This window comes from Paraburkholderia sp. CI3 (assembly GCF_050436505.1).
Classification (GTDB): Bacteria; Pseudomonadota; Gammaproteobacteria; order Burkholderiales; family Burkholderiaceae; genus Paraburkholderia; species Paraburkholderia tuberum.
This window is the reverse complement of record NZ_JBNDMI010000002.1, coordinates 210,535-226,926: the sequence shown is the minus strand read 5'-3', so window position 1 is coordinate 226,926 and position 16,392 is coordinate 210,535. Positions and strand designations below refer to the sequence as shown.

12 protein-coding genes and 3 pseudogenes are annotated in these 16,392 nt (G+C 61.9%); 4 read left to right on the top strand and 11 right to left on the bottom strand.

Features of this window, described 5'->3' with window-relative positions:
* The first annotated feature begins 362 nt into the window (after positions 1–362).
* The 3 genes from OKW29_RS03900 to OKW29_RS03890 all read left to right on the top strand — a co-directional run bounded on the left by OKW29_RS03900 (position 363) and on the right by OKW29_RS03890 (position 5,162).
* Positions 363–2,624 carry a polysaccharide biosynthesis tyrosine autokinase gene (locus tag OKW29_RS03900; protein WP_429290050.1) on the top strand — a complete coding sequence of 754 codons (2,262 nt, stop codon included), beginning with the start codon at positions 363–365 and terminating at the stop codon, positions 2,622–2,624.
* A 68-nt stretch (positions 2,625–2,692) separates the two neighbouring features.
* Positions 2,693–3,931, top strand: a complete 1,239-nt coding sequence (locus tag OKW29_RS03895; protein ID WP_429290049.1) for a lipopolysaccharide biosynthesis protein — start codon at positions 2,693–2,695, stop codon at positions 3,929–3,931.
* An 82-nt stretch (positions 3,932–4,013) separates the two neighbouring features.
* Complete coding sequence (locus tag OKW29_RS03890) at positions 4,014–5,162, top strand: hypothetical protein (RefSeq protein WP_429290048.1); 1,149 nt, start codon at positions 4,014–4,016, stop codon at positions 5,160–5,162.
* Positions 5,163–5,415: 253 nt separating this feature from the next.
* Here OKW29_RS03890 and OKW29_RS03885 read toward each other — a convergent pair whose 3' ends face one another.
* The 5 genes from OKW29_RS03885 to OKW29_RS03865 form a co-directional block, all read right to left on the bottom strand.
* Positions 5,416–6,246, bottom strand: a complete 831-nt coding sequence (locus OKW29_RS03885; RefSeq protein ID WP_018422193.1) for an ATP-binding cassette domain-containing protein — start codon at positions 6,244–6,246, stop codon at positions 5,416–5,418.
* Complete coding sequence (locus tag OKW29_RS03880; RefSeq protein WP_429290047.1) at positions 6,246–7,256, bottom strand: ABC transporter permease; 1,011 nt, start codon at positions 7,254–7,256, stop codon at positions 6,246–6,248. Before OKW29_RS03880 ends, OKW29_RS03885 begins: the two co-directional genes overlap by 1 nt.
* Entirely contained in the window at positions 7,256–8,365 is a 1,110-nt protein-coding gene (locus OKW29_RS03875; protein ID WP_429290046.1) for a sugar ABC transporter substrate-binding protein, read from the bottom strand. The genes OKW29_RS03880 and OKW29_RS03875 overlap by 1 nt, the downstream gene beginning before the upstream one ends.
* A 291-nt stretch (positions 8,366–8,656) precedes the next feature.
* The gene (locus tag OKW29_RS03870; RefSeq protein WP_429290045.1) at positions 8,657–9,283 is read right to left on the bottom strand and encodes a uracil-DNA glycosylase family protein; all 627 of its coding nucleotides are present in this window, start codon (positions 9,281–9,283) and stop codon (positions 8,657–8,659) included.
* A gap of 45 nt (positions 9,284–9,328) precedes the next feature.
* The gene (locus tag OKW29_RS03865) at positions 9,329–9,877 is read right to left on the bottom strand and encodes a DUF488 family protein (protein WP_429290044.1); all 549 of its coding nucleotides are present in this window, start codon (positions 9,875–9,877) and stop codon (positions 9,329–9,331) included.
* 287 nt (positions 9,878–10,164) lie between these two features.
* Between OKW29_RS03865 and OKW29_RS03860 the strand changes: the two genes are divergently transcribed.
* A complete protein-coding gene (locus OKW29_RS03860; protein WP_429290043.1) occupies positions 10,165–11,565 on the top strand; it encodes an MFS transporter in 1,401 nt (466 codons plus the stop codon).
* 33 nt (positions 11,566–11,598) lie between these two features.
* Here the strand turns inward: OKW29_RS03860 and OKW29_RS03855 are convergent.
* The 6 genes and pseudogenes from OKW29_RS03855 to OKW29_RS03830 form a co-directional block, all read right to left on the bottom strand.
* Positions 11,599–11,979 (bottom strand): annotated as a pseudogene (locus OKW29_RS03855) (sulfonate ABC transporter substrate-binding protein); the annotation flags it as partial.
* Between the two features lie 174 nt (positions 11,980–12,153).
* Positions 12,154–12,594: a MarR family winged helix-turn-helix transcriptional regulator gene (locus OKW29_RS03850; RefSeq protein WP_184040718.1), complete on the bottom strand. Its 441-nt coding sequence runs from the start codon at positions 12,592–12,594 to the stop codon at positions 12,154–12,156.
* 27 nt (positions 12,595–12,621) lie between these two features.
* Positions 12,622–14,517, bottom strand: a complete 1,896-nt coding sequence (locus OKW29_RS03845) for an FAD-binding monooxygenase (protein WP_429290042.1) — start codon at positions 14,515–14,517, stop codon at positions 12,622–12,624.
* Between the two features lie 137 nt (positions 14,518–14,654).
* Positions 14,655–14,861 carry a hypothetical protein gene (locus OKW29_RS03840; RefSeq protein WP_429290041.1) on the bottom strand — a complete coding sequence of 69 codons (207 nt, stop codon included), beginning with the start codon at positions 14,859–14,861 and terminating at the stop codon, positions 14,655–14,657.
* A 16-nt stretch (positions 14,862–14,877) separates the two neighbouring features.
* Positions 14,878–15,249, bottom strand: a pseudogene (locus OKW29_RS03835) (ABC transporter substrate-binding protein); the annotation flags it as partial.
* A gap of 144 nt (positions 15,250–15,393) precedes the next feature.
* Positions 15,394–16,314: pseudogene (locus OKW29_RS03830) on the bottom strand (PQQ-dependent sugar dehydrogenase); the annotation flags it as partial.
* Between the last annotated feature and the right edge of the window lie 78 nt (positions 16,315–16,392).

The following is a 16,392-nucleotide window of genomic DNA, read 5'->3' as shown; positions in this document are numbered from 1 at the left end:
CACGGTCACAAAAGCGATGTGCGTTAGCGTACGGAGGTGATGACCGTCTTCAGATAGTCTGGGATACTAGTTAGTGTGAAATATACGCTAATTTTCCACCGAAGAATCTACTGCGGGGAAACAGTGGTTCAGTGGAGAATTAGGCAGTCTTATCTTTGTACGGTAAGACGATTATTCTGAAGTTAGTGGCGCGCAAAGCAGAGGAATTGTTGACAGATTGCGTTGCACACCGAACTGACGCGCGCAGCGCCCGCACCCAAAATGATGCCGTCCCGTGACAAAAAGCGAGATCTGGCAACGCCGCATCGCCTGCACATGAAATCGAGCTTCCACCCTTTTCGTACACCCGCCCTGGGGTTTCGATGAATCAGAACTCTCTGCTTACGAATGCAGCCGTGCTCCGGAATAACGATGTAAGTCTTTCGCGTTATTTCGACGTTCTAATGGCCAACCGTTGGCTGGTCGGTGGAATCGCCGGCGGCGTGCTCGCCGTGGGCGTGGCCTACGCGTTTATCGCGCCGTCGGTGTACCAGGCCGATATTCTCGTGCAGGTTGAAGACAGCATTCCGACCAGCAATTCAAAAAGCCCACTGGGCGACGTCTCCAGCATGTTCGACGTCAAAACAGAGGCGACGGCTGAAATGGAAATCCTGCAGTCGAGAATGGTGGTCGGAAAAGCCGTTGACGATCTGCACCTCGACGTCAGCGCAAAGCCCAGGCGCTTTCCATTGATCGGAGACTGGTTGGGCCGGCAAGCCCGGAGTCTTTCCGAGCCAGGTATCTTTGGATTTGGCGGATATGCATGGGGCGATGAAGCGATCAAGGTGTCCAGCTTCGACGTCCCGGAAGCATTCGAAGGCGAGAAGTTCGTTCTGACGGTTCTGGAGGGCGAACGCTACCGGCTGGAGCAGTCGGATCTCAGCGAGCCGATCGAGGGTCGCGTGGGCGAAAAGCTCGACACGAAACTGGCCGATGGCGCGATCACGCTGCAGGTCGATTCGCTGAACGCAAAGCCGGGCACGCAATTCATTCTGGAGAGACAGTCGCGCGACAAGACGGTGGAAAGCCTGCAAAACCGGCTGACGGTCTCGCAGAAGGGTAAAGACAGCGGCATCATCGGCGCGTCGCTGACGGGCTCTGAGCGGCTGCTGACGGCCAGCACGCTCGCCGAAATCGGCAATGCGTATGTTGACCAGAATCTGAAGCGCAAGGCGGCGGAAGCCGAGAAGTCGCTTGCGTTCCTGAGCGAGCAGTTGCCGCAACTCAAGAGCGACCTGGAGCGCGCCGAGGGACGCTATAACGACATGCGCAACCGCATGGGCGTGTTCAATCTGAGTGAGCAGGGCAAGGCCTATCTGGATCAAAGCGTAGCCACGCAGCGCAGCCTGCTCGAACTGAAGCAGAAGCGCGCGGAGATGGGCGCGATCTACGCGCCGGGTCATCCCGCGATCCAGGCGATCGATCAGCAGATCGGCATGCTGAGCAGCAGGATCGGAAGCTTGTCGCAGCAGGAACAGGCGTTGCCGGACCTGGAGCAGAATGCGGTGCGCCTGACCCGTGACATGAACGTGAACAACGAGCTTTACGTCGGCATGCTGAACAACATGCAACAGCTCAGACTGGTTCGCGCCGGCAAGGTTGGAACGGTGCGGTTGATCGATAACCCGGTGGTGCCGAAAGAGCCGATCAAGCCGAACAAGCTTCTGGTGATTATCTATGCTGCGTTGGGCGGCCTGATTCTGGGCGTGGGTGCGGCGTTCGGGCGTACGGCGCTGTATCGGGGCGTGACCGACGCGCAGGAGATCGAGGAGCAAACGGGCCTGAACGTCTATGCGAGCGTGCCGCTGTCGCAGGCGAAAGTCGCGCGAATCGGCAAGACGCCGAAGCTGCCCGCTGGCGAGAAGTTCCTGCTGGCGAGCGAGTTTCCGCGCGACCCGTCGATTGAAAGCCTGCGCCGACTCAGAACCGCGCTTCATTTTGCCATGCTGGAATCGGAATCGGGCGACAATCGCGTGCTGCTGACGGGGCCGACCGAACAGGTGGGCAAGTCGTTCCTTTCGGCGAATCTGGCGGCGGTCGTATCGGCGGCCGGCAAGCGGGTGTTGCTGATCGACGCGGACCTGCGCAAAGGTCATCTCGAGCAATACTTTGGTCTCGACTCGACCCCCGGCCTGGCTGACTATCTGACGTCGGACGTGACGTCCGGCCCGGTGATCATGCGTGACGTGCGTCCGGGCCTCGACTTCGTTGCGCGCGGAGCGATACCGGAGAACCCGGCCGAGCTTCTGGTGAGCGAACGCATGCAGCAATTCCTCGCGAAGACGAGCGAATACGACATCGTGCTGATCGACACGCCGCCGGTGCTCGCCGTATCCGACGCGACCGCGCTTGCGGATAGCTGCGGCACCGTGCTGCTGGTGACCCGCTTCGAGACCACTTCCATTGCGCAGGTGCTGGAGGCCACCAAGCAGCTCAAGCAGGCGAATGCCCGGGTGAAGGGTGTGATCTTCAACGCGATCGATACGGATGTCTATCGCTATAGTCTGGGCGCGCGCGCAGGCCTCTATCGCAGTGCTTCCTATCTCGACGCATTGCCCGCCAGCGGAAAGACGCAGAAAGGCTAGCCTTCAGACGACAACCATCGTCGTGTAGAGCGATGAAAAATTCACCCGGACTTCGACGTAGATAAATTGTGAATATCAAACATTCGATCGTCAGTATCGCTGGAGTCGTACTGAGTCAGGCGCTCAATTTCGTTTCGATTCTATTGATCGGGAAGTTCTGCGGGCCGACGGCTCTCGGGTATTTCAGCCAGCTCATGGCCGGTGGTCTTTTTATCGGGTCGGTGATCGGCTTGCGTCTGGAGGTTGCGTGCATGGCGGCGGACAAGGCCCAGGCCGTGCGCGCAATGACGAGTTCCAGTGCGGTCGCCATAGGGATCGGCGTGGCGCTCGTGGTGGCCACGGCAGCGGCCGGGCATACGGAATACATACCTGTTATCGGTCTGGCACTTGGCGTGTTCCTGCAACAGGCGTTGTGCGGAGCACTCACCACCGAAAGAAAGTACGCGCAAATCGCGACGATCCGGTTCTTCCCTAATGCCGCGTTCGCGGTCTACTTCGTCTGCATGATGAAGTTTTCGAAAGGGGAGTGCACAGGCACCACCGTATTCAATATCTATAGCTGGATTTTTCTGGCCTCGACCGTTGTGCCCGCCGCGATCTGCCTTTACTCGGCGCGCCGGATGATCCCGTTGGCCTTCATCAGGTTCTCCGCACTTCAGATCCAGTATGCAAAATTTGGTGTGCCGACCACTACGCTGAATTCATTCGTGATCTATGCGTCCGCCATTTTGATGCCGATGATCTTCGATCATCGTGAAGCCGGCATCTTTGCGCTGGCGTATCGTGTGGGGTACTTCCCTGCGTCCCTCTTGTCGCAAAGTTTGGGCGCCGTCTTCCGCCGCGATCTGATCGATTATTTCGACGGCCACATAAAAGACAGAGTGAATCCCTCGAAACAGTTTTTTACTATGCTGACGCTTATCAGCATTTCTCTGGTGGCAGCGTGCTATGCAGGCCTTAGCCTCATTATCCACATGAAGATGGGCGACGAATGGGAACCGTCGATGTCTGTGTACCTGATCTTTGTTCCCTATTTCATCACGATGGCGATCTATGGCTCGATGGCTCAGGTATTCATTGTCGCGAACCGGCTGAAGATCGACTTGATGATTCAAGCAGTCAATGCCGTATCGATCTTTCTGATCTTTGCGACGGCTCAATTCCTCGGCGTCGGGTTCATCCACTCGCTTCTTCTGCTCAGCGTCTGCGGAACGATCGTGGCAAGTGCGGGTACTTACCAGGCGCTCAAGATCGGCAAGGAGCCGGACGCTTATTTGAATCGCCAACCTAGTTTTGAAGCGCAGTGATCTCTGCGCTCAAAAATCAGCGACGCTGCAAGGCTAGCTCCTCCACCGCGAGGCGAGTCGCTCACTTGTTCAGGGAAAGAGAATGCGCATTGTAAAACTCCCCGGCATCATCGGCAGGAATGCGAGTCCAGGCGTGTCGGCCGCGGTCTGGTTCATTCTGTTCATCGCGCTTTATGCGATCTCCGCGTTTCACGACAGCACGTTGCCGGCGCGTTTTCTGTTCGATGAACTGGTGATCTTCGACCGGATGAAGACCGTCACCGCTTTCAGGGCGTTTGGCGACTCATTTGACAATCTCGCGTGGCTGTTCAACTTTTTCGGTCTCCAGAGTTTCTCCATTTCTTTGATAGGATTTCTCGCATCGACTATCGGCATGTTTGTCGCCATCTGGCGTTCCGGTGTCACTTCGCTAAAACCGGCCGAGTTCTTTCTGGTTGCCTTCTGGCTCGCCAATCAGACCGTCTATATCGGCGTTCCATCGAAAGAAATCATCATTTCGGTTCTGGTTCTTTTGATGCTGTTTTACAACTCGTCGCGTGCGATATTGGTTTTGTTTGTCGTCCTGGCAGCGCTGGTAGCCGTGTACTTCAGATCGTACTGGGGCCTTACACTGGCCGCAACCGTGTTTCTTTATTTCGCGCCAAACGGCTTCAGAAGGCCGGTTTCATTGATCTTTTTCGCGCTGGCCATGTTTGTGATGGTCGCCTTCGTGTTCCAGAAGGCCTATGGCGAATCACTGGATTTCGCGAGGCAGAACGCCAATGAGTGGCGGGACCCGGAGGAAGTGGGGTCGATGATCGTACAGTTCATTCCAGGCAGTGGTATGTTCATTGGCGTGGCGAACGTCGCCATCACGCTGGCGACCTTCGTTTTGCCGGTGCGGTTGATTACGTCGGGTTCTCCGCTGCAAATGCTGGGCGGCATTGGCGTGTTTTTCACTTTTGTGACTGTGTTTGTGCGTTATCGCTCCGCGGCGGCGCTATTTCCGGTGGGCCGATTCGAGACGCTTTGTTTTTGTTTTCTGGTCAGTTTCCTGTCAACGCAAGCTATTTTCGAACCGGACTACGGGTCATTTCTGCGGCATCTTTCGCCGGTGTCGCCGATGATCATGTTTCTCGTCCTGCGGCTCTCATACGATGAACATATAACGGTATCGGCGCAGAGTGCGTTGCGAGTGAACGACGGCGCCCGTCACCACTCCACATTGTCGAAGCATCGCAGCGCCTCCTGAATCGCAATGACGGTCCGCTGATTCGGTAGGCCGTCGATGAAGCACATGATCGTAAACATCGGGGCGAACCATCTGACACGCATCGGTGGATACGACGTGACGCTGCGCGCGGCGATCGACAACATCACGAATCGCCGCTACTGGATGTTCCAGTACTCGGACTAGATCGCGCCAGGCGATCCGCGCATGGTCAGCGTGAACACGAAGATCGATTTCTGATTTGAGTTGCGCGGTGTCGCGGGCCGTGGCGGGCTCACTGTGCGCCGCCGGCGCGCATGGCCCGGTATTCCCGCTGCACGATGTCCATCAGCTCCGCCACCGAAGTCAGCGCGCTCTGTTGCTCGTAGGTCACGCGCCCTCGCTGCATCAACATGATGCGATCCGCGATATCGAGCGTCTGCGCATAGTTGTGCATGATCATGATGATCGAGAGGCCGCCTTTTTCCTTCAAGCGCATCAGAAGGTCGATGATGAGTCCCGCCTCGCGCGCGCCCATCGCGGCGAGCGGTTCGTCGAGCAACAGGATTTTCGCGTTCGAATGCACGGCGCGCGCCACGGCGATCGCCTGGCGCTGGCCGCCCGAAAGACGCTCCACGGGCAAATCCACCGAAGGCACGTGCACGCCGATATCGTCGAGGCATTGCGCCGCGCGCTCGCGCATCCGTTTGTGGTCGAGCAGCCTGAACGGCCCGCGCCGCACGATTTCGCGGTTCAGGAACATGTTGTGGTAAATACTCAGCGAATTCGCGAGCGCGAGATCCTGATACACGCATTCGATGCCGAGCGAACGCGCATGATCGACCGAGCGCAACAGCGTCTCCTCGCCGTCGATGTGGAGCGTGCCGCTCGTTTGCTGATGAAAGCCCGTGAGGATCTTCACGAGCGTGGACTTGCCCGCGCCGTTGTCGCCGAGTATGCCGAGGATCTCGCCCTTGCCGAGCGTGAGCGAGACGCCGTCGAGCGCCGTCACCGCGCCGAAGCGTTTGACGAGGCTGTCGCCGCGCAGCGCGAGCGGGGCGTTCGGCGCGCTGCGCGCAGCGGCCGTGGCATTGGCGCCCGCGGAGGAGGTTTGCGATTGGTCCATCATCGTCCACCCTTGCGGCGAATGCGCCCGACGTGGATGTTGAAGATCATCGCCGCCAGAATCGCGGCGCCAAGAATGATGTTGAACGTAAACGCGTTGATACCGATCAGTGTAAAGCCGTCGTTCAGAATACCGAGCACCGCTGCGCCGATGAGGCCGCCCACGATGGTGCCCGAGCCGCCCGTGAGCGGCGTGCCGCCGATCACGGCGGCGGCCACGGCAAGGAACATGATCTGGTTGCCGCCGGCCTGCGGGTCGATCGAGGTAATGCGAAAGGCTTCGAGCATGCCGGTGAAGCCCGCCAGCACCGCGGCGAGGACGAAGTTGCCGAGGCGCAGTCGCTTCACATGTATGCCGGCCTCGCTCGCGCCGAGCGGATTCGCACCCGCGGCCTGCGTATGCAGGCCCCAGCGTGTATGTCGCAACAGCACGTGCATCGCGGCCGCGATCACCAGGGTCCAGATGATCTCGCTGTAGCCCCACGCGCCCATGAACCCGGCGAAGGTGGGCGATCCCGGCGTGGCGGCGGGTGTGCCGCGCGAGATCGTGAGCGTGATACCGTTGATCAGAAAGAGCGTGCCGAGCGTCGTAACGAACGAGGGCAGCCGCAGCCAAACCGACACCGCCCCGTTCACGAAGCCGACGATTCCCGCGGCCACGAGCCCCGCGATCACGGCGAGCCACATCGGCGCGCCCGCGTCATTCGCGAACACCATCATGAATGGCGCGAACGCGAACACCATGCCCGCCGACAGATCGATGTCGCCGCCGATCATCAACATGATTTCGCCGAACGCGATGATCGCCACCGGCGCGATGAACTGCGACAGGTTGACGAGGCTCGCGTTGGTGAGCAGGAAATCGTGGTTCGCGAATTCGAAGTAGGCGGCCAGCAGCACGGCCACGAGCAGGATGCGCAGCTCGGCCGCCCATTGAGACGCGAAGGAAACACCCGCGCGCCGGGGCGCGCGGACCGCTTCGGTGTTGCTGGTTTCGTTCACTGTATTCATCAGGACTTGATTGGGCCGGATCTCGGAACGATTTGCTCCTTGTCGGTCTTGCCTTCAAAGCGCGTCGAGGTATTCAGGTACGGCTCGACGTTATCCTTCGTCACGAATTTCAGGCCGGTGTTGATTTCGGCCGGGCCGACGAGGCCGCCGGAGCTGAGGAACACGAACGCCTCCATCACCGTATAGAAACCCTGGACGTAGGGCTGCTGATCGATGGTGAAGTCGAGGAAACCTTCGTGGATCAGCTGGATCGTGGTCGGCAGCAGGTCGAAGCCGCCGCCGTGCACGCCTTTGGACGGCAGGTTCGACTCTTTCATCACCTGCGCGACGCCCTGCGTGCTGCCCGCATCCACCGCGAACATGCCTTTCAGGTCCTGGTGGCCCAGGTAGAACGCCTTGATCTTCGACAGCTCCTCGTTGACGGTCGCGCCCGTGGCCACGGTCTGGATGTCGATCTTCTTGCCGGACTTCTTGATGGCGTCGCTCGCACCGTCCAGACGCGGCTGGATGTTGAGCTGCCCCGGCGTGGCGATGAACAGCCCGACCATGCCGCTGTCGATCAGACTGACGATGCGCTCGCCCATCTGATAGCCCGACAGATACAAGTCCTGGCCGATATACGCGAGGCGCGGATTCTTCTTGCCGCGCGGCGCGTCGGCGTTGTACGCGAACACCGGAATTCCGGCGTCGAGCGCGGCCAGGATGGGCTTGTCGAAAGCGCTCGGATCGACGATCGGCACCGCGATGGCGTCGGCCTTCGCGGCAATCGCCGAGTTCACGGCGCGGACCATTTCGCCGGCATCGGACGTGGCCGAGCCGGTCCACTGATAATCCATGTTGAGCAGTGAGCAGGCATCCTGAATGCCGTACTGCGTGGGCACGAAGAACGGGTTGGTGGTGACGTGATTGACGAACACGATCCTCCACTTCTTGTGCGACGGAAAAGCCGTCTGCGCTGCCTGCGCGGTGCCGATCAGACCGCCCGCGCCGCCTAGCGCGCCCATCAGCGAAAGCGCTGCGCCGAGTCCCGCGCCCTGCATCAGCCCCCGCCGCGCCGTGCTGAAACCGTTGCCGCTGTCTTTCTGATCGTCATCCCGTTGCTGTGCCATCTGATCCTCCGGTTCTTGTCTTCATTGGTCGATGTGGTCGACGTTGCGTCGATTGCGTGCAGATGCTGGACGGCACCGGGAGTTCGCGGGGCAGCGCGAGAGTTTGGCGTGGGACGTGCAACCCCGATTCGGAAGCGCTCGATACGAGCCGTGCGGTACCGCAAAAATGTTAGTGCAGTGCGGTTGCGACTCCTAATCCATGTATACCCGTAACCGTTCCGAAGATTGGGACGCCGGGTCAGGATGCGTGTTTACCACGAGCGGCTGATCGCGCGGATGGGTGCGCGGCGCTCAAAGCTCGCCGCCCGCCAACACCGTCGCCACGTGCTCGCGCAACGTCGGCAGCACCGCGCCCTCGAACCAGGCATTGCGCTTGAACCACGCGATATTGCGCGGCGACGGATGCGGCAGCGGCATCACATGCGGTCCAAACTCGGCCCACCTGACGAGCGTTTCGGTCGAGGTCGGGCCAAACGCGTCGCCGAGGCCAAAGCGCTGCGCGTATTGTCCGATCAGCAGCGTCAATTTCACCGAACGCATTTGCGCGAGCAATTCGCGGTGCCAACGGCCGGCGCACTCGGGCCGAGGCGGCAGGTCGCCGCTCGCGCCGCGGCCCGGAAAACAGAAGCCGATGGGCACGATGGCGAATCTGGAAGCGTCGTAGAAGGTCGTGTCGTCGACGCCGAGCCATGTCCGCAGACGCGCGCCGCTCGTGTCGCTCCACGGCACCCCCGACGCATGCACGCGCGCGCCTGGCGCTTGTCCGATGATCAGAATACGCGCCCGCGTGGACGCCGCGAGCACGGGGCGGGGCGCGTGCGGCAGCATGGGTGCGCACAGCGTGCAGGCGCGGATGTCGCGAAGCAGGGTGTCGAGCGACGTGTCGAGTTTCGACGGACGTTTGGTGGTAACAGCCATAAAGCGGTGCGAGGTGACTGGTGCGCAGTCGTGTCGTGAGTCGGCTCAGTTCTGCGCCTGAGCCGGATAGATCAGCGTGCCGTCGGCCTGGGGCTCGGCGCCCGGCGTCATCGTGGCGGCGTTCGTGTGATGCGCGTCCATGATGTGCAGCACGGTTTCATCGTGCATCAGCAGATAGTCCGTAATGATACGCCGGTGGCAGCGCCACCAGACCGCCTCCGAGCACATGATCGCGCAGCGCTGCCCATGACCGAGCGTCAGAAGTTGCGCCAGTCCCTCGCGGAACGCGTCGCTCATTGCATAGTCGGCATAGTTGCGAAAGGCCGGATGCGTCCAGTACGCATTCGGCGACGGCGCGTCAACCTTGCGCCTGCTGCGGCGTCCGCCGAGCGCGGCGAGATGCATGTAGTCGATATGTTCCGGTGCGAGCGAGGCGGGCAGCGTGTCGCGATTGAACTGCGGGTTGGTCCGCGAGCGCGGGATGCTGCGCACGTCGACGAGCAAGGCGATCTGCTCGCCTTTCAGTAAGTCCACGAATTCCTGCAACGGACGCGTCGAGTGGCCGATCGTGAAAAAAGGGCGTTTCGTTTCCATGCGTGCTTCGCCGGCGCCGATAGCGGCGACGATCCCTACAGACTTACAACGTGTGGCGCAGTAACGTCAACTTTGTCCCGATTCAGGTGTTGCACGTGTCATGCCTGACGAGCGCGCGTATGCACGCGCTCGCGAATCGCAAGACCCCGGGGAGACAAGCCGGGTGGCCATCATTCCGGTATCGAGTGCAACCTTGCTCCCGCGAGTCGGAGTTGCAACAATGCACCCGCGACGGCGCCCGCGCCGCACGCAGTCGCCCGCGCATTTTCTTTCGACCCGCTTGCACCATGACCGACGGCCTGCCCAATCCCCAACGTGCGTTTGCGTACATCGCGATCGCCATCGCGATGACGATGTCGGTGCTCGACACCTCGATCGTCAACGTCGCGCTGCCCACCATCAGCAACGACCTCGCGGTGTCGCCCGCAAACGCGATCTGGGTCGTCAACGCGTATCAGCTGGCGATCACGGTGTCCTTGCTGCCGCTCGCGGTGCTAGGGGACAGCCTCGGCTACAAGCGGGTCTACTGCTACGGACTCGCGCTTTTCACGCTGGCGTCGTTCGCCTGCGCGAATGCGCACACGCTGCTGGTGCTTGCGGTCGCTCGCGTGTTTCAGGGCTTCGGCGCGGCCGGCATCATGAGCGTGAATATCGCGCTGGTGCGCTTCGTTTTCCCGAAGGCACGGCTTGGCGTCGGCGTCGGTTATTCGTCGCTGGTGGTGGCCGTTTCGTCGGCGGCAGGGCCGAGTATCGCGTCGGCGATTCTGTCGGTCGCGCACTGGCAGTGGCTGTTCCTCGTCAACGTGCCGCTCGGCGTGCTGGCGCCGTCGATCGGCGCGCGCACGTTGCCCGCGACGCCGACCTCGGGGGCTCGCCTGAGCGGCCTGAGCGTCCTGCTCAACGCGCTCACATTCGGCCTGCTGATCTCCGGTCTCGCGGCATTCAACCAGGCGGGCGCGACGCAGCGCGGCGCCGTGATGGTCGCGATCGCCTTGGTGGCCGGCGTGCTGTTCGTGCGACGCGAAAGCCGGCTCGCGACACCGATGCTGCCCATCGACCTGCTGCGCATGCCGGTGTTTTCACTGTCGATGGCGACGTCGATCTGCTCGTTCGCGGCGCAGACGATGGCGTACATCGTGCTGCCGTTCTACTTCGAGCAGACGCTGAAGCTGTCGGAAACACAGACCGGCATTCTGATGACGCCGTGGCCGCTCGTGACCGCGTTGATCGCACCGGTCGCGGGCCGGCTGTCCGATCGGTGGGCGCCGGGACGCATCAGCAGCGTCGGGCTCGTCGTGTTCGGGTGCGGACTCGCGATGCTCTGCCAGCTCGGCGAGACGGCGACGCGCTTCGACATCGTGTGGCGGCTCGCGGTCTGCGGCCTCGGCTTCGGTATCTTTCAGTCGCCGAACAACCGCGTGATCATCGGCAGTGCGCCGCGGCATCGCAGCGGCGGCGCGTCCGGTTTGCAATCGATGGGTCGTCTGCTCGGCCAGTCGAGCGGCGCGGTGGCGGTGTCCATCGTGTTCGGACTCGTGCATGGCCAGCACCTCACGTTGATTGCCGGCATTGCCGCGGCGCTCGCGTTGATCGCGGCCAGCGTGAGTTCGGTGCGGCGTATGACGGAGCACAGCGACGCCCCGCAGGGGCAACAGGCTGCGCCAACGCGGCCGCTCTCCGAGCGTTGACGCGGGTGCGGCGTCGTTCCGCCGCCCATACGCCTACGCGAGATTCGAAGGCGCCGCCTTCAGCACGTCGACGTGCTTCGGAATCAGGCTGAGATCGAGGAACGTATCGGCGATCTGTTGCTGCTCGCCGAGAATCGCGCGGGTAATCGGCTGCGTGCCGAACTGCTGACGCTGCACCGCCACGTCCACGACCTGCTTCGGCAGACCCCATAGCTGCGCGAGTTCGCTGGCGAGCTGATCCTTGTTCTGCTTGCCCCACTGATCGACCTTGTCGAGTTCTTCGATCACGATCCGGACCACGTCGGGATTGTTCGCCGCATAACTCTGCGACGAGAAGTAGAACGCCCGATTGCCGACTACGCCGCTTGCATCGGCAATCACGCGAGCGCCGAGCGATTGCTCCGCCGCGGCGAAGTTCAGGTTGCGTGCCGGAACAGATGTGCGGGCTCGCGTGCGTCGTCCGTCATTTGTTCTGGAAAGGCACCCGGTTCTAACCAGGCGGCGGCGGCGGGGAGGGGGCTATGGGAGCCGAAATGGAGGCGCTGTCTGGCAGACCGCGACGGCAGGCGGTCTTCAGGAGCAAGCGCATCAAGCCCGCGGCGGCAACAGTGCCGAAAGCAGCCGGCGCAACTGCGCCAATTCGCTTGCCGTCAGCCTTTCAGTGAGAACGCGCTCGACCTGCTCGACGCGCGGACGCAAGGCCGAGAGCTGCTTCTTACCGGCAGTGGTGAGAAACAGCACATAACTGCGCTTGTCGACAGGATCATCCGCGCGCTCGATCTGGCCATTGCGCACCATGCGTGCAACGAGATCGGCAATCGTCGAACGATCCACGTCGAGTTTGTCTCCGAGTTGTCGCTGACTGACGCCAGGCGTCTCGTGCAAGACCTCGAGCGCCGCGTACTGCACGCTCGTGATCTCCGCGGAAACCTCGCTCAGCCAGACCGCTGCATGGCGCTGTTGGGCACGGCGCACCAGGCTGCCAGTAAATTTGGGGAGCGCGCCGGCGTCTTCGGGTTTGATCGGCAATTTCGGAGGTTTGGGTTTCGTTGTGGTTTAACGCACGCGAAAGATGGGCCGAAAGAAGGCGTTCAACTCCGCATACGCATTCAATGGGAGAACATGGGCCACGTATTGATCGGGACGTACCACGACGAGTGCACCTTGTTCGCGATCGATGCCGCGCTCGTCGAAGATATCAGTCGTCGCGTCGCTCGTAAATGCCTTTTCGTAGTCGATGAGGCCGTGGCGACCCTTGCGCGGCAGCAGGAGGGCGGGGACGTCTTCGAGGCGGACTTCGCGATGCGGCTGTTGCAGCACCGCGCGCAGATCGAGAACGCTGTCCATGTCGGCGTCCTTCGGCGTGAAGAGCCTCAAAACGGAATCGGGCGACTTGTCGAGATGCTCGCACAGCGCATCCAGCGCACGACGCGACGCGTCCGCGAAAGCGTACAGGCGCCAGCGGCCGTCCGCTTGCGCGGCATGCCCTAGATGGACCGGTTTTGCATCAGCGAGGCGAACGACAGGCGACGAGTGAAAGCGCGTACCGATCGCAAAGCCTTTGGCGAGCGCCTGATGCGTCGCTTCACCGGTCAGGGTGGCCGGCCGGTAACGCGTTGCGACGCCAGCCGTGTAGCGGCCAGCGCGAACGAAGTACGCCTGAAGCTCCGCGGGATCGACGCCGCCCGCCTCGGGCCGGTTCGGATCCTTCGGCGGCGCGGCCATCATCGCCGACCATTCCTTGTCGAAATCGATCAGCTCCTGCGCAATAGGTTGGCGCTCGTCCGAATACGTGCGCATCAGAGCGGCGTCGCTGCGGCCCTCCAGCACCGCGCCGAGCTTCCAGCCGAGATTGAAGCCGTCCTGCATCGACACGTTCATGCCCTGACCCGCTTTGGCGCTATGCGTGTGGCAGGCGTCGCCCGCGATGAACACGCGAGGCTCGCGCGAAGTGCCGTCGGCGGCGATGGCATCGTCGAAGCGGTCGGTGAGGCGCTGCCCGACCTCATAGACCGAGAACCACGCCACTTCTTTTACGTCGAGCGTATAGGGATGGAGGATGCGCTGCGCCGTCTCGATGATGCGATCGACCGTGACCTGCTTGATGCTGTCGCGGTTCTCCGGGGTGACATCGCCGAGGTCGACGTAGAAGCGGACCAGATATCCGCCTTCACGCGGAATGATCAGCAGGTTGCCCCTGCTAGCGGACTGAATCGCCGCTTTCAGCCGGATGTCCGGAAAGTCGCTGACCGCCAGCGCATCCATCACGCCCCACGCATGGTTGGCCGCGTCACCGCGCAGCGTTTGTCCGATGGCGGTGCGTACGCGGCTGCGAGCGCCGTCGCAACCGACGACATAGCGCGCACGCACGGACATCGTCTCGTCGAGCCGCGCGGGATCGGTATGGCGCAGCGTGACCAGCACCGGGTATTCGTGCGTATCGTCGCGCTGAACGTCGACCACTTCGAGGCCGTAGTCCGGTTCGATCCGTCGCGCGGAGCGGCGCATCACGTCGAGCAGATATTCCTGGATGCGGGCCTGATTGACGATGACGTGCGGAAATTCCGAAAGGCCTGTTTCGGTATCCTGAACTCGGCCGGTACGACTGATCGCGCCGCGGTCATTTGCATCGGGTCGCCAGAATACTGTTTCATTGACCCAATAGGCTTCTTGCAGCAGGCGGTCACTGAGGCCAAACGCATTGAACATCTCGACGGTACGGCACGCCACGCCATCGGCCTGTCCCATCTGCAACGGTCCGTCGCGACGCTCGACGACGCGCGTGCTGATCGACGGGAATTGCGACAGCTGCGCCGCCAGTACGAGGCCGGCAGGGCCGCTGCCGACGATCAGCACGTCGACCGTCTCGGGCATCTGCGCCGCATGCGCATTGCTGATGACTGGCTCGATCGTCGGATCGCCGACCCGGAAACCGTTGAGATGAAATTGCATGACGTCCTCCTCCGTTCAGTAGATATCTGCTGAACGCGAATATACTCCGTACACCAACCATTTTGAAGTGCTTCGTGGGAGGATGGATGTTTACCCTGGTTCGGTAGAGCGCTCGTGGACTTTCGGGAACGGCTGTTTCAATGACCGTGCCAATGGCCCCCATGGCCACCCCAGTAGCCGCCAATGCCGATGCCGAGGCTCACGGAGGGCGCGACGTAATACCCGGGGGCATAGCCATAGGCGGGCGCTGGCTCATAACCGTAGCCATAGCTGGGCGGCGGCGGGGCGACGACGCAGCCCGCCAGGCCGGCCGATATGATGATTGCAAAGAGTAGTCTGGTCATGATCGTGTTCCTCCAATCATGGAGGACGCGCAAGATTCGGTCCAGCCGTCTTCTGCCACCACGTCGACAGTACCCATTCGTCGGCGGCGAAGTAAAGCGGCAGCTTCGCCGGATAGGCGAGGCTGTTCCGGTACGCGATGCGATGAACCGCGGAATACCAGTGCGGAATCACGCAATAGCCGTTCATCAGTACCCGGTCGAGCGCGTGGGTCGCGTCGACGAGCTGCTCGCGCGTTTGCGCGCCCAGCACCTTGCGCAGGATCGCGTCGACGGCTGGCGATTTCACGCCCGCGAGATTATCGGAGCCCGGCTCGTCCGCGTACTTGCTGCCGAAACGCGACAGCTGTTCGGTGCCCGGCACCTGCACGTCGGGCAGGCGCACGGTCGTCGGCATACCACATTGCCGATCCGCTCAGCACGAGCATGATCAGCAAGCGCCGCCGGTTGGACCAGTGGATCGCCGGGGAAGTCATCACTGGGTCGCGGTGTCCGCAACGGTGCATCCACGCGGCAGGCGATCGCGATGCGCGCATCAGCCGCCCGCGCCCGTCACGCGCCACGCCGTGTTGCCGACGTCATCGGCGATCAGTAGGCCGCCGTCGCGATCCTGGGCGACGCCCACGGGTGCGCCATACAACTCCTTCTGATCCGGCGACATAAAGCCCATGGCGACGTCTTTCGGCGCGCCGGCGGGCTTGCCGTTCTCGAACGTCACGTACGACACCACATAACCGCTCAACGGCGAGCGGTCCCAACTGCCATGCGCACCGATGAACGCGCCGCCGCGATAGTGCGAGGGCGGGCTGTTGCCGGTATAGAAGGTCAGTCCTGGCGGCGCGACATGCGAGCCGATCGAGAAGTCTGGGGCAATCGCCTTCGCGACGAGGTCGGGACGCTGCGGTTGAGCACGCGGATCGACGTGCTGGCCGTAATAGCTGTACGGCCAGCCGTAGAAAGCATTCTCCTTCACCGACGTCAGATAGTCGGGCACGAGATCGGGGCCGATCTCATCGCGCTCGTTCGCGATGGCCCAGAGCCGGCCCGTCGTTGGTTCCCACTGCAGGCCGGTCGGATTGCGAATGCCCGCCGCGTAAATGCGGCTTGCGCCCGTCGCCGTATCGACTTCGAGTACGTCCGCGCGCCGGTACTCGACCTCCAGCCCGTTCTCGCCGACATTGCTGTTGGAGCCGACGCCCACATAGAGCTTCTTGCCATCGCGACTGGCGAGCAGGGCTTTGGTCCAGTGATGGTTGATCGTATCGGGGAGATCGGCGAATTCGACGCCGCGCTCGCTGATACTGGTTTCGCCCGTCTTGTACGGAAACTTCAGGATCGCATCGGTATCGGCGACATAGAGCGTGTCGCCGACGAGCTGCATGCCGGACGGGGAGTGCAGATGATCGATGAACATATACCGCTGCCATTCGCCATTGCCGTTGGCGGGCTTTCTGAGCGGGTGGTGCAAAGATGGATGTTTCGGCATCGGCGCCGGAGGAGGGCGGGGCTGCGACGGCGCGGCAGTAGCGAAGTA

Excerpts from the sequence above, each read along its gene's own strand:
- OKW29_RS03885 (WP_018422193.1), bottom strand. The coding sequence starts at position 6,246 with ATGGACCAATCGCAAACCTCCTCCGCGGGCGCCAATGCCACGGCCGCT.
- OKW29_RS03845 (WP_429290042.1), bottom strand. The coding sequence starts at position 14,517 with ATGCAATTTCATCTCAACGGTTTCCGGGTCGGCGATCCGACGATCGAG.
- OKW29_RS03865 (WP_429290044.1), bottom strand. The coding sequence starts at position 9,877 with ATGGAAACGAAACGCCCTTTTTTCACGATCGGCCACTCGACGCGTCCG.
- OKW29_RS03880 (WP_429290047.1), bottom strand. The coding sequence starts at position 7,256 with ATGAATACAGTGAACGAAACCAGCAACACCGAAGCGGTCCGCGCGCCC.
- OKW29_RS03860 (WP_429290043.1), top strand. The coding sequence starts at position 10,165 with ATGACCGACGGCCTGCCCAATCCCCAACGTGCGTTTGCGTACATCGCG.
- OKW29_RS03900 (WP_429290050.1), top strand. The coding sequence starts at position 363 with ATGAATCAGAACTCTCTGCTTACGAATGCAGCCGTGCTCCGGAATAAC.
- OKW29_RS03840 (WP_429290041.1), bottom strand. The coding sequence starts at position 14,861 with ATGACCAGACTACTCTTTGCAATCATCATATCGGCCGGCCTGGCGGGC.
- OKW29_RS03875 (WP_429290046.1), bottom strand. The coding sequence starts at position 8,365 with ATGGCACAGCAACGGGATGACGATCAGAAAGACAGCGGCAACGGTTTC.
- OKW29_RS03890 (WP_429290048.1), top strand. The coding sequence starts at position 4,014 with ATGCGCATTGTAAAACTCCCCGGCATCATCGGCAGGAATGCGAGTCCA.
- OKW29_RS03870 (WP_429290045.1), bottom strand. The coding sequence starts at position 9,283 with ATGGCTGTTACCACCAAACGTCCGTCGAAACTCGACACGTCGCTCGAC.